Source organism: Marichromatium sp. PS1 (assembly GCF_041155115.1).
Lineage (GTDB): Bacteria > Pseudomonadota > Gammaproteobacteria > Chromatiales > Chromatiaceae > Marichromatium > Marichromatium gracile.
Map to the genome: position 1 here is coordinate 590,690 of NZ_BAAFHB010000004.1, position 14,112 is coordinate 604,801.

12 protein-coding genes, 4 tRNA genes and 3 pseudogenes are annotated in these 14,112 nt (G+C 66.8%); 7 read left to right on the plus strand and 12 right to left on the minus strand.

Annotation, left to right across the window (positions count from 1 at the left end):
• Positions 1 to 21: 21 nt before the first annotated feature.
• Positions 22 to 1,152 (plus strand): annotated as a pseudogene (locus ACAM26_RS11625) (IS3 family transposase).
• Positions 1,149 to 2,309, plus strand: a pseudogene (locus tag ACAM26_RS11630) (IS701 family transposase). The pseudogenes ACAM26_RS11625 and ACAM26_RS11630 overlap by 4 nt, the downstream one beginning before the upstream one ends.
• Before the next feature lie 198 nt (positions 2,310 to 2,507).
• On the opposite strand, the pseudogene ACAM26_RS11635 reads toward ACAM26_RS11630, so the two are convergent.
• A pseudogene (locus ACAM26_RS11635) lies at positions 2,508 to 3,417 on the minus strand (IS3 family transposase); the annotation flags it as partial.
• A gap of 252 nt (positions 3,418 to 3,669) precedes the next feature.
• Positions 3,670 to 4,152, minus strand: coding sequence for a pilin (locus ACAM26_RS11640; protein ID WP_369613714.1), 483 nt, complete (start codon positions 4,150 to 4,152; stop codon positions 3,670 to 3,672).
• 967 nt (positions 4,153 to 5,119) lie between these two features.
• On the opposite strand from ACAM26_RS11640, the gene ACAM26_RS11645 reads away from it, so the two are divergent.
• Positions 5,120 to 5,680 (plus strand): tetratricopeptide repeat protein, encoded by a 561-nt coding sequence (locus ACAM26_RS11645; protein ID WP_369613715.1) that lies wholly within the window; start codon positions 5,120 to 5,122, stop codon positions 5,678 to 5,680.
• A gap of 55 nt (positions 5,681 to 5,735) precedes the next feature.
• Here ACAM26_RS11645 and ACAM26_RS11650 read toward each other — a convergent pair whose 3' ends face one another.
• The 10 genes from ACAM26_RS11650 to ACAM26_RS11695 all read right to left on the minus strand — a co-directional run bounded on the left by ACAM26_RS11650 (position 5,736) and on the right by ACAM26_RS11695 (position 9,684).
• The gene (locus ACAM26_RS11650) at positions 5,736 to 6,170 is read right to left on the minus strand and encodes a zinc ribbon domain-containing protein (protein WP_123141495.1); all 435 of its coding nucleotides are present in this window, start codon (positions 6,168 to 6,170) and stop codon (positions 5,736 to 5,738) included.
• 3 nt (positions 6,171 to 6,173) lie between these two features.
• Positions 6,174 to 6,482 (minus strand): superinfection immunity protein, encoded by a 309-nt coding sequence (locus ACAM26_RS11655; protein WP_369613716.1) that lies wholly within the window; start codon positions 6,480 to 6,482, stop codon positions 6,174 to 6,176.
• Between the two features lie 842 nt (positions 6,483 to 7,324).
• Complete coding sequence (locus tag ACAM26_RS11660) at positions 7,325 to 8,035, minus strand: IS1 family transposase (protein ID WP_369613787.1); 711 nt, start codon at positions 8,033 to 8,035, stop codon at positions 7,325 to 7,327.
• Between the two features lie 55 nt (positions 8,036 to 8,090).
• Complete coding sequence (locus tag ACAM26_RS11665) at positions 8,091 to 8,348, minus strand: DUF4124 domain-containing protein (protein WP_369613717.1); 258 nt, start codon at positions 8,346 to 8,348, stop codon at positions 8,091 to 8,093.
• A 94-nt stretch (positions 8,349 to 8,442) separates the two neighbouring features.
• A complete protein-coding gene (locus tag ACAM26_RS11670; protein WP_369613718.1) occupies positions 8,443 to 8,835 on the minus strand; it encodes a hypothetical protein in 393 nt (130 codons plus the stop codon).
• The gene (locus tag ACAM26_RS11675; protein ID WP_190287981.1) at positions 8,835 to 8,999 is read right to left on the minus strand and encodes a hypothetical protein; all 165 of its coding nucleotides are present in this window, start codon (positions 8,997 to 8,999) and stop codon (positions 8,835 to 8,837) included. Before ACAM26_RS11675 ends, ACAM26_RS11670 begins: the two co-directional genes overlap by 1 nt.
• A 134-nt stretch (positions 9,000 to 9,133) precedes the next feature.
• A tRNA-Lys gene (locus tag ACAM26_RS11680) sits at positions 9,134 to 9,209 on the minus strand.
• 65 nt (positions 9,210 to 9,274) lie between these two features.
• A tRNA-His gene (locus tag ACAM26_RS11685) sits at positions 9,275 to 9,350 on the minus strand.
• Between the two features lie 120 nt (positions 9,351 to 9,470).
• Positions 9,471 to 9,547, minus strand: a tRNA-Arg gene (locus ACAM26_RS11690).
• Between the two features lie 60 nt (positions 9,548 to 9,607).
• Positions 9,608 to 9,684: transfer RNA gene (locus ACAM26_RS11695), tRNA-Pro, on the minus strand.
• A 164-nt stretch (positions 9,685 to 9,848) separates the two neighbouring features.
• Between ACAM26_RS11695 and folD the strand changes: the two genes are divergently transcribed.
• The 4 genes from folD to ACAM26_RS11715 all read left to right on the plus strand — a co-directional run bounded on the left by folD (position 9,849) and on the right by ACAM26_RS11715 (position 14,099).
• Positions 9,849 to 10,706 (plus strand): bifunctional methylenetetrahydrofolate dehydrogenase/methenyltetrahydrofolate cyclohydrolase FolD, encoded by an 858-nt coding sequence (folD, locus tag ACAM26_RS11700; RefSeq protein ID WP_369613719.1) that lies wholly within the window; start codon positions 9,849 to 9,851, stop codon positions 10,704 to 10,706.
• 53 nt (positions 10,707 to 10,759) lie between these two features.
• Positions 10,760 to 11,206, plus strand: coding sequence for a PGPGW domain-containing protein (locus tag ACAM26_RS11705; RefSeq protein WP_123141491.1), 447 nt, complete (start codon positions 10,760 to 10,762; stop codon positions 11,204 to 11,206).
• A 362-nt stretch (positions 11,207 to 11,568) separates the two neighbouring features.
• A complete protein-coding gene (locus ACAM26_RS11710) occupies positions 11,569 to 13,551 on the plus strand; it encodes a TonB-dependent receptor plug domain-containing protein (protein ID WP_369613720.1) in 1,983 nt (660 codons plus the stop codon).
• 26 nt (positions 13,552 to 13,577) lie between these two features.
• A complete protein-coding gene (locus tag ACAM26_RS11715) occupies positions 13,578 to 14,099 on the plus strand; it encodes a molybdopterin-dependent oxidoreductase (protein WP_369613721.1) in 522 nt (173 codons plus the stop codon).
• Positions 14,100 to 14,112 lie beyond the last annotated feature (13 nt).

Sequence of the window (14,112 nt, forward strand, 5' to 3'; positions counted from 1 at the left end):
GCCGAGCAGAGGAGAGCCCACATGCGCAAGAGCAAGTACAGCGAGCAGCAGATCGTTGACGCACTGCGTCGTGCTGAGTCTGGAGTAGCCGTCAAGGACGTGTGCCGGGAGCTGGGGGTCAGCGCGGCGACCTTCTATCAATGGCGCTCGAAGTACGGGGGATGGAGGCTTCGGACCTGAAGCGGCTGCGCGCGCTGGAGGAGGAGAATCGCCGGCTCAAGCACATGTACGCGGATCTGAGCCTGGATCACAAGATCCTGAAGGAGATCGTCGAAAAAAGCGCTGAGCGCCAGGGCGCGGCGCGCCCTGGCGGGTGAGTCCATGGCCGAGGGCGTGAGCAAGCGGCGCGTCTGTCGACTGCTCGGGCTGAGTCGCTCGGTGTTCGACGATCACGCCCGCCCGCGTGACGACGGGCCGCTAATCAAGGCGCTGAGCGCGCTGGCCGAGCGCCATCCATACGCCGGTTTCCGCAAGCTCCATGCGCGGCTGCGCCGCGCCGGACATCCCTGGAACCACAAGCGGGTCTGGCGGGTGTATTGCGCGCTCAAGCTCAATCTGCGGCGTCGGCGCAAGCGACTCCGGGCGCTCCGCCCGCCGCAACCGCTGGTGCAACCGATCCGTCCCAACCTGCAATGGTCGGCCGATTTCATGAGCGATGCGCTGAGCAGCGGCATGAGTTATCGCACCTTCAACCTCATCGACGACTTCAACCGCGAGGCGCTGCGTATCGAGGTCGACGTCTCGCTGACCTCGGCGCGCGTCATCCGCGTGCTCGAACAGGTCATCAGCGTCCGGGGGCGCCCCGAGCGTCTGCGTCTCGACAACGGACCGGAGTTCACCAGCACCGCCTTCCAACGTTGGGCCGCCGAACGTGGCATCGCCCTCGACTTCATCAGCCCCGGGAAACCGACCCAGAACGGCTTCATCGAGCGCTTCAACGGCAGCTTCCGCCGCGAGGTCCTCGATGCCTGGCTCTTCAACACCCTCGAGGAGGTTCGCCAACAGGCAGAAGACTGGCTCGACGAATACAACCTGCGCCGATCGCACGAATCGCTCGGCGATCTTTCACCCATCGAGTTTCTTACTACTACAGCCGCACATTTTTTGTGTTGTGATATGTGGACTCAACGGCTTTGTTTTCAAACAACATGAAGTACAGCGAGGTCTCTGGCTGGGAGACGGAACTGGACGCGGTCCATCAGCGCCTGGCGGACTGCTTTCGTCGTCCTGAGCCGCGCGCCCGGGCGCGGGGTTATCTGCAAGGGCTGCTGACGACGGTACCGCGCAAGAACGGTTGGCAGCTGGCCGAGACCTTGGGCGAGCGGCGCCCGGACGGGGTGCAGCGGTTGCTCAACACGGCGCGCTGGGACGCCGAGGCGGCGCGTGAAGTGCTGCGTGCCTATGTCGTCGAGGCGCTGGGCGACGACGAGGCGGTGCTGATCGTCGATGAGACCGGTTTCTTGAAGAAGGGCACGCACTCGGTGGGGGTGCAGCGCCAGTACAGCGGCACGGCGGGCCGGGTCGAGAACAGTCAAGTCGGGGTGTTCCTGTGTTACGCCAGCCGGCACGGCGCGGCCTTCATCGATCGGGCGCTGTACCTGCCCAAATGTTGGGCGAATGACCCCGCACGCTGCGCCGAGGCCAGTGTCCCGGAGCAGGCTCGCCGCTTCCAGACCAAACCAGCCCTGGCGCGTACGATGCTCGAGCGCGCGCTCGATGCGGGGGTGCCTTGTGGCTGGGTGACGGGCGATGCCGTCTACGGCAAGGATCGCAAGCTGCGCCTGTGGCTCGAGGCGCGCCAACAGCCCTTCGTGCTCGCTGTGGCGGGCAATGAGCCGGTGTGGTTCGATGGTCCGCAGACCCATCGCGTCGCGGCACTGGCCAAGGCGCTGCCAGAGACGGCCTGGCAACGCCACGCCGTCGGCGCCGGCAGCAAGGGCGCGCGCACCTTCGAGTGGGCCTAGGTGCCGCTGTGGCGCCTGCAGCTCAGCGCCGAGGAGCGCGCCTGGGGGCATTGGCTGGTGGTACGGCGCAACTGCAACCGCCCCGAGGAGCGGGCCTACTACATCGCCTTCGCGCCCCGCGCCGAGGCCACGCTTGAGCGCCTGGCCAAGGTCGCCGGGCAGCGCTGGGCGATCGAGGTCGGCTTCGAGCTGGCCAAGCAGCAGTGCGGGCTCGACGAGTATGAGATGCGCCGCTGGCCGGCTTGGCATCGCCATATCACCCTTGCGCTGCTGGCCCATGCCTGCCTCGTCGTGCTGCAACGACGGGCGAAAAAGGGGGCGCTGTCGCCGGGCGGATCGCACTGACTGCCCCTGAGATCCGGCATCTGCTCGAGGCGCTGTTGTGGCGCGAACGCGCCCCGCCGGATGCCGTCATCGCCTGGTCGGATTGGCGACGACGACATCAGGCGCGGGCCAGGGTCTGTCATTATCGAGCGCAAGGGGCTGGGCCGCCGTGAAGATGTGCGGCTGTAGTAGTAACCGCCGCGGAATGGCGTAGCGGCGCAAGCGTTGCTGGATGGCGTGGCTGGCGTACTGGTTGCCCCAGTCGGAGTGGTGCAGCAGCCCCGGTGGCGGACGGCGCCGGGCATGCATGGGCCATGTCGAGGGCGCTGATGACCAGCTCGGCGTCCATGCGGGCGTGCATCGACCAACCAACGACCTCGCGGTTGAACAGGTCGAAGACGACGGCCAGATAGAGCCAGCCCTCGTCGGTCCAGAGGTAGGTGATATCGGCGCTCCATACCTGATTCGGAGCGCTGGGCCGGAAGTCCCGGGCGAGCAGGTTCTCGGCGACGGCGAGGCGGTGGCTCGAGTCGGTCGTGACGCGATAGCGGCGCCGGTGACGGCCGCAGGCCGTGCGCACGCATCAGCCGCTCCACGCGCGCTTTGCCGGCGCTCAGGCCACGGGCGCGCAGCGCTCGCACCATCCGCGGACTGCCGTAGGCGCCACCGGTCTCGGCGTGGAGGGTCTGTAGCAGCAGCGTTAACTGCGCGTCACTCAGCCCCTGGCGCTGGCCGTCGCGCTGCCAGGCCCGATAGCCGCTGGCACTTACGCCCAGCAGCGCGCACAGCCGACGCAGGCCGTGCGCGCCGCGATGCGCATCGATCCAGGCGTACTTCACAGCGCATCCTTCGCGAAGTACGCCGTCGCTTTTCGCAGGATCGTGTTCTCCTCGCGAAGCTCGGCAACCTCGGCGCGCAACCGCGATAGCTCCATCTCCTCGGGCGTCACTGCCTTACCCGCGCTCGACTCCAACTTCCCCACCTCGCTGCGCCGCACCCAGTTGCGTACCGTCTGCTCCACCAAGCCCATCTCGCGCGCCACCGAGGCGATACTGCGCCCCGACTGCACCCGCTTGACCGCCTGCCCCTTGAACTCCAGCGTGTATACCCGCTTCGGGATCTTCTGCATCGCGCCCTCCAAGATTTGATCGTCAGTCTACGTCAATCCTTGGGGGACGAAATTCGGGGGGGAACCTCACGCGACGGGGAACCCGGCGCCAAGACCCTCTGGGTCGACCTCCAACAGGTCAGAGAGTTCTGCGAGGCGATGCAGTTCGTTCAAGCGCTTGAAGGCTTGGAGTGAGTTGTGTGTAAGGAGATGGTTTGAGGCGGAAAACAGAAAACCGCCCCAAAGGGCGGTTTTTTGAATTAAAGCTAGGACTTATAGGCCACCAAGGACAGTTTGGCGGCAGTTCGCGGGGAAATATTTGTATGCGGTGGCTGCTGCATCTGTGCCACAAGACCAGCCTTGAATCGCGTCAGTGGCTGCTGCCATGGCGGCTGTGCGAGCGGCATCGGTCGTCGGCTGGAGGATCAGGTTGTTTCCATCAGCTCCGGTCGCAATACCCTGAACACCAACCGAAATAGCCCCTGTCGTATTGTTGACGGTCAAGCCGGAAACGTACTTTGTTGCCCCGGTGCTGCAGCCCGCAGCATTCGCGTCAGTAGGGAACGAGCCATTCGCTTGAATGAATTCACTCACACCACTTTTGCACGCGCTCGCAGCCATCATGACTTCGCTCATTTTAGCTCGGGCCGTATAGTCCTGATACGCTGGCAACGCGATCGCCGCCAGGATGCCGATGATGGCCACCACGATCATGAGTTCGATCAGGGTGAAGCCGGCCTGTAGTTGCTTCTTCATGGAGTGGTTCTCCGGTTTTGGGATGAACTGAGCCTGTCTCGTCGGGAGACGGGGCCGACATGGCGGTGCCGGTCCTGGTGCCCCTGTTATCAAGTTCCGGGCCAACCATGCGAGGTCTGTGCAAGCCCTTGTTTTTGCGATCAGGGGATGAGCGCGGCAGTGGCTGTCACCCGAACCCCCGCGACAATCCACAGGCCCGTGTCCAGCCAGTAGGGGTGACAGTCCACAGACTGACATGCCAAGGGGGTGACAGTCGCGTCACCAGCCATCAGCCGCCAGTGGGTGCGGGCCGGGGGCGGTGGCGCGGGACCGATCGGAGGGCGTGGGCGGTGACGGGGGACAGGGTCGAACCACAAAGGCGCGAAGCACACCGCCAAGCGTCGGCCGGGCAAAACGCAGCGTGCCCGGCGATCAGTCGCCAGCCACCCGTGAGGAGACCGGTTGACTGGCTCCCGCGCCACAGCTGGTCGCAACCGTCCGCTGCGGGGAGGCTGACCGCCGACGGCTGCTCCGCTCGCCTCTTGGCATGCTGCGCGACCTTGCGGTCCAATCCCCTGGCGACCGGCGACCGGCGACCGGCGACCGGCGACCGGCGACCGGCGACCGGCGACTGACAGCTGGCAGCTGGCGGCTTTTCCGCCTTGTCTCTTCGCGTCCTTCGCGGCGTTGCGGTTCTCCCCCCTGGCAACTGATCGCCGAAGGGGTCTCATCCTCGCCCTCGCGCCTTTGCGCGCCTTGACGCTTTGCGGTTCAATCCGGTCGGGGGGACGAGGAGGCGTCGCAGCGAGCGATGGCTCGGGCAGGGAGTGCCGACCACCACACGCAAACAACCCAACCTTGCCAATCAAACAGTGACCACTCGCCGGCGCGATGGTCGGCGACGCGTTGGGCGGTGTCGCGCCAACCCCAACCTTTAGGACCACGACCACGGACGGGCCAGCGTCGAGCAACCGGGAGAACACTGGAGATGCCATCGATCTGTCTGAACACCGCGAGCGCCGTCACCGGACTGAGCCGACGCACGCTGCAGCGCTACATCCAGGAGAGACGGCTGATGGCGATCCGTGACGGTGACGATGGCAAGACCCGGGTGGAGTTGAGCGCGCTGCTGACGCTGACCGGCACCAGGCTCACCGAGCCGGAGCGGACGCTGGCGCTCGCCGCCGACCAGGGCGACCCCGGCGCGCAGTACGAGTTCGGCGTGTGGCTGCTCGAACGCGCGCGCCCGCCCCAGGCGCGCGACTGGTTCCAGCAGGCCGCGCGCGCCGGACACGCCGATGCGATGTGTTGGCTGGGGCGCGATCTGGTGCTCGGTGAAGGCGGCACGCGCGACGAGGCGGCGGGCAGCGCCTGGCTGGGGCGCGCGGCGGCGCGCGGCTCGGCGCTGGCGCAGGCGCTGACTGCGGAGTTGGGCAGCCCGAGCGGGCTGCAGGCGCGTGCGCGCGAGGACCTGGGCGCACTCGAACAGCTGCTCGACGCCGCCGAGCGACGGGTGCTGCTCGAGGCGCTGCAGGCGACCGCCGGGTAGCTCTCTCGCGCGGACCGAAGTCAGGCCGCCGGCTGACGCCGCACCGGGTCGCGGCTCAGCGCACGTGATGCTCGATGATGGCCTCGATGTCCGCCGGCGCCCAGCGCGCGCGCCGATCGGCGGGGTGCATGCCCTTGCGGTTCATCTCCTCGGCGATCGCCGCCGGCGCGCGCGACGCCGCATAGCGATCGGCGATCAGCGCGACCTGTGAGCGGGCCGGTTCCTGGAGGTAGGGATAGCGCGTGCCGCAGTGCTTGCAGCGCCTGGCGTCGAAGGCGATCGGCTCACGGCACTGGCTGCAGGCGATCGACCTTGGCGCGAGCGCGCCCCGCGCGGGCCGGGGCGCGAGCGACGGCAACAACCCGACGACCAGACCGAAGGGCCCGAACAGCAGCCCGACCAACCCCCAGCCCAACACGTCCCGCCCGCGGGCACTCGCGATCACGCCGCTGAAGACCGGGAACAGGACCCACAGCATCAGCAGTGCCATTGTTCAGCCCCTCGCCGTCGAGGCCGGATCGTTCACCCCGGCTTCGGTCGCCCGATCGCGATTGTCCTCGGTGAAGGCCCAGACCAGCGCCCCGACCCAACCGAGGAAGGTCCAGCCGAGGAACAGATCGAGCACGAAGATGGCCACGGCCTTGGTGTGACGTCGCTCTTGCGCGACCAGAGCGGGGAGGAAGTACAGGACGAGCGCGAACACCATGACGCCCAGGTTGAGCAGCGCGGCCCAGGAGACGGATTCCACGGCCGTCAGCCCGATCAGCGTGACGACGAGCAGACCGACCAGAAGGATCAGCACCCCTCGGACGGCCATGTCAAAGACCTTGCCGACGGACAGCGTGCCGCCCCCGCCGCCCCTGGCGCGACGCCCCCGTCGCGCCTCGTCCGCACGCGACGAGGGCTCTGCCCGGAACGGGCGGGCGCCTGGGGGCGGTGGCCCGGATGCCCGCCGTTCTCCGCCCCACAGTTGCGACAGACCCAGGTCGACGCGTCTCTCGCGACCATCGTCTGACACTGGCACGCGCGGCAACGCCGCCATTCGCTATCGTCGAGTGTATCGCCCATGCCCGCGCTCCTTTGCAAATCATCGGTTGAGCCACCCGAGAGACCCGCCCGGCAACGCGAACAGCACGGTCATCGGCCAAGCAAGGCATCCACTCGGCAATATATAGCGCACGGTTCCATGCGGGGCGGGCGCGTCCGTCGCCGCAGCGCCGACGGATCGACGCCCGAGCGTGTCGCGGCACGCTCGCGCCGAGCAGCAAAGAGGGTGGATGCCGAGACGGCATTGGGTGTCCAGCAGACGCCTGGTAGTGGATCGCCGAGCGGTGTTCCCGGTCGTTGCGCGCCTTGCAGCGGCAAACCCTGCAGACACTGACCTTTCGTACAAACGGCAAGGCCGTTGCGCGGCACGATCAGACGATCGTGCCGCAGCGGCCGCTACCGCGCGACGACCATGAACACCTGATTGCTTGCGCGACTGAGGTAGCAGTCGTACCAGGTCGCACCGCCGTATCCACCGTAGCCGTTGCGCGCGTTCACCTTGATCGGCAGCCGTTGCGCAACGATCTCGCGATTGGCGGTAGTGCCCTGACCGATAGGGTTTTGAATCTCTCGATGTGTTTGGCTTCCCACAATGAATCACACGCACATCTTGGCGTTGTAGTGATGAATGAAGTTCCAGAGTGCACCAAGATGGTTTTCCTGGTTCTTCGAGAACGCGAGCGACTTTCTCACCAAGCGGGAGATACGCTGCCGGAGTGTACCGTTAAACCGTTCGATATGGTTGGTTTCCCCTTGTGACTTCGCACTGGGATAATGTCGGTGTGCCGGGATGATCCGCGCATAGGCGCTCCAAAAATCTGTGTAGACGGGAGCGGAAGTCTGATATTGCGCTGGGATGGAATCCCACAGAGCCTGTGCGGAGCGCTCCGTACGATCGCCAACATGGACCCCGACGATACGCCGGGGCAGGCGATCCATAGCGAGCCAGATCCATTGTTTGTTCAGGCGTTTTCCGACAAAGGACCACAGTTCGTCGCACTCCAGGATTACTCCGTAGGATGTGGTGTTTTTTTTTAGCGCGACCTGACGAGGAACCTTCTTGTACTTCTCGTTCACGTAGTTCTGCAGCCAAGCCTCGGAGACCTTCACCGCACGGGCAATTCCGGCCAGGGAGATTTTTTCCAGCAGCAACCGATCGATCAGTTCGCGGGTTTCCTGAGAAACCTGCCCCTTGGCAGGATGGATAACGAACTGGCGACCGCAATCTTGACACTTGTATAACTGCTTTTTCAGCCGGTTGAATCCATTTTTGGTCACATGGTTGGAGTGACACTGCGGACATGTCAGATACATTTTCTTCAACCTTAAAGAAATGGATTCTGATCTTATCGAAACCTATCGGTCAGGGCACTACCCGATTGGCATAGGTGATGATCTTTGAGCCCATATCACCGATCTCGACGATTTCGGCGCTCGCAGGATCCTTGAAACGGGCCTCTTTGACGCAGTGCTCGGCAAGCGCCTCCATGCTCGGGCGAGACGTGTCGCGGGCCGAAGCGGCCCAGACCTTGACGCGCTCGGACTCGCCAGCACATGGCACCTGCGAAAACGTCACCGCCCCGGTGTCGGGGTCCGTGCACGTGTAGACGCCCGCCCACACCGCCGCTCACCAGAGCGTGGCGACGACGGCCAAGGTCATTGCTGTCCCGTGCATGATTCACCTCCCTTGCGATTGACCTGAGAGGCGTGTGGATCTACACCACCAGCAGCATCAAGGTCATCCGCCAATACGGCGTCTGATCCGCGGCATAGAGCACGGGTTCGGCGAGGATGGCGCGACCGTCGCCGTCGTAGCGCCAGCGGACCTGATGGCTGTGGCCGTGGCGTTCGAGGGTCATCGCCAGCTCGGGGAGCGCGGCCCAGGCGCTGAGGGTGTCGAGCCGGTCGCGGTCGATCCAGGCGGCGTCCTCGGCCCAGGGGCGGAGGGTGAGGGCGCGATACTGCAGGGTGGCGACCTGCACCAGGGCCGCGCCGCCGAGGCTGGGGGTGATGCTCTGGCGCACGCCGGTGCGGGCGTGCTCGTCCTCCCAGTAGAGATCGTCCGGGAGGTCGACCCAGGCACCGCTGTCGAGCCGGGTGAGGCGCATCAGACCATCTGCACGCGGAAGTACCTGGAGCGGCCCGCGCCGGTCTTGGTCGGGTCGAGCAGCACCTTGCCGATGACCTCAAGCGCGGCGAACTCGGCACCGAGCATCGACTGGAGGGCTCTCGGCTGGTCGATGCGTGCACGCATGAACGCCGAGCTGGTCATCCGTGCCCTCGACATGGCCCATGCCCCGCGCCGTCCGCTGCACCATTCCGAGCAAGGTCGGCCAAGCGGCTGGCGGCTGGAAATCGCAAGCAATAAAAAAGGCCCTCCGCGAACGGAGGGCCTTTTTTCGTATTTGGTGGGCCGTCTAGGATTCGAACCTAGGACCAATGGATTAAGAGTCCACTGCTCTACCAGCTGAGCTAACGGCCCGTTTTTCTAGAGTCGTTAAGCTTAAAGGACTTTTGCTGCCTTGTCAACTTACGTACTCTTTAATTTGGGGTGGACGATGGGGATCGAACCCACGACCACAGGAATCACAATCCTGCGCTCTACCAACTGAGCTACGTCCACCATAGCTACTTCGCATTCGTCGATATCGCCGATGCGATGAGCTGTGCATTATACCCAATCCTTGGAGAGATGCAAGCTCTTTTTTCGCCAAGCCCGATCTTCGTTGCCGTGGCTTGCGATTGGCACGCCCGGCAGGATTCGAACCTGCGACCCACGGCTTAGAAGGCCGTTGCTCTATCCGACTGAGCTACGGGCGCTCGTGGCGGCGCAGCGGCGGGCAGGACATCTGTCCGTGCTCGCGACCTGGCGGCTGACCTTGGTCGGGGTAGAGGGATTCGAACCCCCGACATCCTGCTCCCAAAGCAGGCGCGCTACCAGACTGCGCTATACCCCGGTTTCGATCGAATCAGTTCGACCCGAAATCGAAGAGCGCTTAATTTACGCAGCCGCCTCCCCGCTGTCAAGCACCAATGATCGTCCGATTCGCCGACGACGGATTCCATCGCCACCGTCGCGCACGATATCATGCGCCATTGACCCCGTATCATTAGGAAGACCATGACCGCACAACTCCTCGACGGCAAGTCGATCGCCGCAGACATCCGCCAGCAGATCAAGACCCGGGTCGACGCCCTGCTCGCCGCCGGCCAGCGCGCCCCCGGCCTGGCGGTGGTGCTGGTCGGCGAGAACCCCGCCTCTCAGGTCTATGTCCGCAACAAGCGCAAGGCCTGCGCCGAGGTCGGCTTCCGCTCCGAGCTGCACGAGCTGCCGGCCTCGACCACCCAGGACGAGTTGCTGGCGCTGATCGACCGGCTCAACGCCGATGCGTCCATCGACGGCATCCTGGTGCAGCTGCCGCTGCCCGAGCAGATCGACGAGGCGCTGGTGACCGAGCGCATCCTGCCGACCAAGGACGTCGACGGCTTCCATCCCTATAACGTCGGTCGCCTGGTGCTGCGCATGCCGCTGCTGCGCCCGTGCACGCCCAAGGGGGTGATGACCATGCTCGCGCGCACCGGCCAGTCGCTCGCCGGGCTCGACGCGGTGGTGATCGGCCAGTCGAACATCGTCGGTCGGCCGATGGCCCTGGAGCTGCTCGCCGCGCGCTGCACCGTGACCATCTGTCACAGCCGCACCAAGGACCTCGCCGAGAAGGTGCGCGGGGCCGATATCCTGGTCGCCGCCGTCGGTCGGCCGGGCTTCGTGCCGGGGGAGTGGATCAAGGCGGGGGCGACGGTGATCGATGTCGGCATCAACCGCACCGATGAGGGCAAGCTGGTCGGCGACGTCGACTTCGCCGGTTGCGCCGAGCGCGCCGCCTGGATCACCCCGGTGCCCGGCGGGGTCGGTCCGATGACCATCGCCAGCCTGCTCGAGAACACCCTCCAGGCCGCCGAGCTGCACGCCGCCGGCTGAGGCCGCGCGCCGGGCGCCGTCGCGCCCGGCGCCCGTTCAGGATCCCCGTCACCATGATCGAAACCGCACTGCACTGGGTGGAGGTCCACCAGGCGCTGAGCGCCTGGATCGCCGGCCTGTCCGTCGCCGTGTTCCTGCTCTCGCTGCTCTCGCTGCCCTTCCTGGTGGCGCTGATCCCGGTCGATTACTTCGCCGCCCCGGCGCACCGCCCCGACCGGCTGCGCCGTCATCACCCGCTGGTCCACGCCGTGCTGCGCCTGGTCAAGAACCTCAGCGGCGCGTTGCTGCTGCTCTGCGGCTTGCTGATGCTGGTGCTGCCGGGCCAGGGGTTGCTGACCATGCTGATGGGGCTGATCCTCCTCGACTTCCCCGGCAAGTATCGGCTCGAGCGCCGGCTCGCGGCCAACCCCCAGCTGCTCGGCGCGATCAACTGGCTGCGCCGCAGCCGGGGTCTGGCGCCGGTGCTGCCACCGGCCCCGGACGAACACGCCGGGCGCTGAGCCGCCCCGCCCGGCACGGTCCCCGTTCCCGTCCGGGCACCCCCGATCCGCGCCCCATTCCGGGGCATGCCGCACGCGCGACGCCCCTCAGCGTGCGGCGCGTTGTATACAAAACGACATAACGCTCCCTCGTCGAGCGCCGCGACGCCGCCTGTCGCTCACCCAAAAACTCCTACCAGACAATGCGATAGCACCTCATCGACCGCCGATGCCCGATGGTTGGCACCGATCCTGCCTCAAGCCCCTCGCACGACGACCGCAGCCGAGGGGTGGCCACGTCTAGCGTTATATAACAACGAATATAGCGACCCTCCCCGGCCCTGATCCCCGGGCGCCCCGGCGCCCCGACCGGAGGAACGACAGTGAACGCGTGGACGCAACGCCTCTCCCTGGGCGGACTGCTGGGCCTCGGCCTCGGCGTCCAGGCCACCCCCGCCGAGCAGGTCTACACCCTGGGCACCATCACGGTGAGCGCACCGACACCGGCGCTCGGCGCGCTCGACAGCGGCCAGGTCGCCTCGGTGCTGACCAGCGAGACCCTGCGCCGCTTCGACCGCGACACCCTCGGCGAGGCCCTCGACCTGCTCTCGGGGGTGAGCGTCACCACCAACAGCCGCAACGAGCAGACCCTCGACCTGCGCGGCTTCGACGCCCGTCAGGTGCCGATCTTCATCGACGGCATCCCGGTCTCCGTCCCCTATGACGGCTATCTCGATCTCGGCCGTTTCACCACCACCGATCTCTCGGCGATCCAGGTCGCCAAGGGCTTCAGCGCCATGGCCTATGGCGCCAACACCCTCGGCGGCGCCATCAACCTGGTCTCGCGCCGCCCCGAGCGGGCGCTCGAGGGCGATCTCTCCGTCGGTCTCGCCGCCGACCACACCCGTACCGGCACGCTCAACCTCGGCACCAACCAGGGCCAGTGGTACCTGCAGTTCGGCGCGAGTTGGCGCGACAGCGACGGCTTCCCGCTCTCCGACGACTTCCAGCCGACCGCCACCGAGGACGGCGGACGACGCGACAACTCGGATCAGCGCGACGCGCACCTCTCGCTCAAGCTCGGCTGGACACCCCGGGGCGACGACGAGTACGCCATCAGCTACTACCGCCAGCACGCCACCAAGGGACAACCGCCGTCGACCGACGCGCGCTCGGCGCGCTACTGGCGCTGGCCCTATTGGGACAAGGAGGGGGCCTACTTCCTCTCGCGCACCGCGCTCGGCGAGCACGAACGGCTGCGCCTGCGCCTCTATCTCGACGACTACGACAACGCCGTCGACGCCTACACCGACGCCAGCTACACCACCCGCAAGACCTCCGGGCGCGGCAGCCTCGGCCCGAGCGGGCGCAGCATCTACGACGACCGGGTGTTCGGCGGCAGCATCACCCTCGAGAGCACCCGTCTCGACCACCACCAACTGCAACTGGCGCTGCACCACAAGCACCAGCGCCACCACGCCGACGACACCATCGAGCGCACCGAGGCCTTCGAGGACGCGCTGAACTCGATCAGCCTCGAGGACAGCATCACCCTCGGCCCACGGCTGCGTCTCGCCCTCGGCCTCGCCCACCACCGCATGCGCCCGCTGCGCGTCGACAAGATCAGCGACCCGGTCGCGCTGCCCGACGCGCAATCGGCCACCGACGCCCAGGCCGGGCTGTTCTGGTCGCTCGACGCCGACGGCGACGACCTGCTCTATGCCACCGTGGCGCGCAAAAGCCGCTTCCCCACGCTCAAGGACCGCTATTCGCTGCGCCTCGACACCGCCATCCCCAACCCCGACCTGCGCACCGAGCACGCCCTCAACTACGAACTCGGCTATCGCGGCAGCCCGCGCCCGGGGCTCGAACTCGAGGCGGCGCTGTTCGCCAGCAGCATCACCGACCTGATCCAGCGCGTCGACGACGTCGAGCCCGACCGCTACCAGATGCAGAACGTCGGCGAGGTCCAGGTGTTCGGGATGGAGTTCGGCGCCAACGCCGACCTCGGCGCGCGCTGGCAGCTCGGCGCCCACCTCACCCTGATCGACCGCGACAACCGCAGCGACCCCGACCGGCGCCTCACCGGGGTGCCCTCGCACAAGCTCACCGCCCACGCCCGCTTCATCCCCGCCGAGCGCTGGGAGACGCTGCTCTATCTGCGTCACGAAGGCGCGCGCTGGAGCTCCGACAGCGAGCGCCTCGACGCCTTCACCACCCTCGACCTCAAGCTCGCCGTACACCCCGCCAGCGCGGTGACGCTCGCCGCCGGGGTGCGCAACCTCGCCGACAGCAACTACGCGCCGAGCGCCGGCTACCCCGCCGCCGGGCGCACCTGGTTCGTCGAGGCCAACTACCGATTCTGACCCCAACGCCCACGGAGGACTCCCCCATGCGCCCATCACCCCGTCTCATCGCCCTGCTGCTCGCCCTCGCCGCCGCCCCGGCGCAGGCCGTCAACCCCTTCGTCTCGCACCGTCTGGCGATCAACGGCGCGGTCGAGCAGCCACAGCAGCTCACCGTCGCCGACCTCGCCAAGCTGCCGCTGCACCGCATCGAGCGGGTGCCGGTGATCTGCCACACCGGCGCGCACATCGCCGACAAGCACCACCTCGAGGGGGTGCTGCTGCGCGACCTGGTCGCGCGCGCCCACCCCAAGGTCGACACCCCGCGCGGGCTGCGCACCCTCGCCGTCACCGCCGGGGCCAGCGACGGCTATCAGGTGGTGTTCTCCTGGGGCGAGCTGTTCAACACCCCGATCGGCGAGCAGGTGCTGGTGTACTTCCGACACGACGGCCAACCGCTCGACGACACCGAGGGGCGCATCGCGCTGATCTCCAGCGCCGACCAGCAGACCGGCGCACGCCACGTGCGCTGGCTCGACCACATCGAGGTGCGCCAGTTGGCGCGCTGAGGCGACGGAGACC

Excerpts from the sequence above, each read along its gene's own strand:
- ACAM26_RS11640 (WP_369613714.1), bottom strand. The coding sequence starts at position 4,152 with ATGAAGAAGCAACTACAGGCCGGCTTCACCCTGATCGAACTCATGATC.
- ACAM26_RS11645 (WP_369613715.1), top strand. The coding sequence starts at position 5,120 with ATGCCATCGATCTGTCTGAACACCGCGAGCGCCGTCACCGGACTGAGC.
- ACAM26_RS11650 (WP_123141495.1), bottom strand. The coding sequence starts at position 6,170 with ATGGCACTGCTGATGCTGTGGGTCCTGTTCCCGGTCTTCAGCGGCGTG.
- ACAM26_RS11670 (WP_369613718.1), bottom strand. The coding sequence starts at position 8,835 with ATGCGCCTCACCCGGCTCGACAGCGGTGCCTGGGTCGACCTCCCGGAC.
- ACAM26_RS11675 (WP_190287981.1), bottom strand. The coding sequence starts at position 8,999 with ATGACCAGCTCGGCGTTCATGCGTGCACGCATCGACCAGCCGAGAGCC.
- folD (WP_369613719.1), top strand. The coding sequence starts at position 9,849 with ATGACCGCACAACTCCTCGACGGCAAGTCGATCGCCGCAGACATCCGC.
- ACAM26_RS11705 (WP_123141491.1), top strand. The coding sequence starts at position 10,760 with ATGATCGAAACCGCACTGCACTGGGTGGAGGTCCACCAGGCGCTGAGC.
- ACAM26_RS11715 (WP_369613721.1), top strand. The coding sequence starts at position 13,578 with ATGCGCCCATCACCCCGTCTCATCGCCCTGCTGCTCGCCCTCGCCGCC.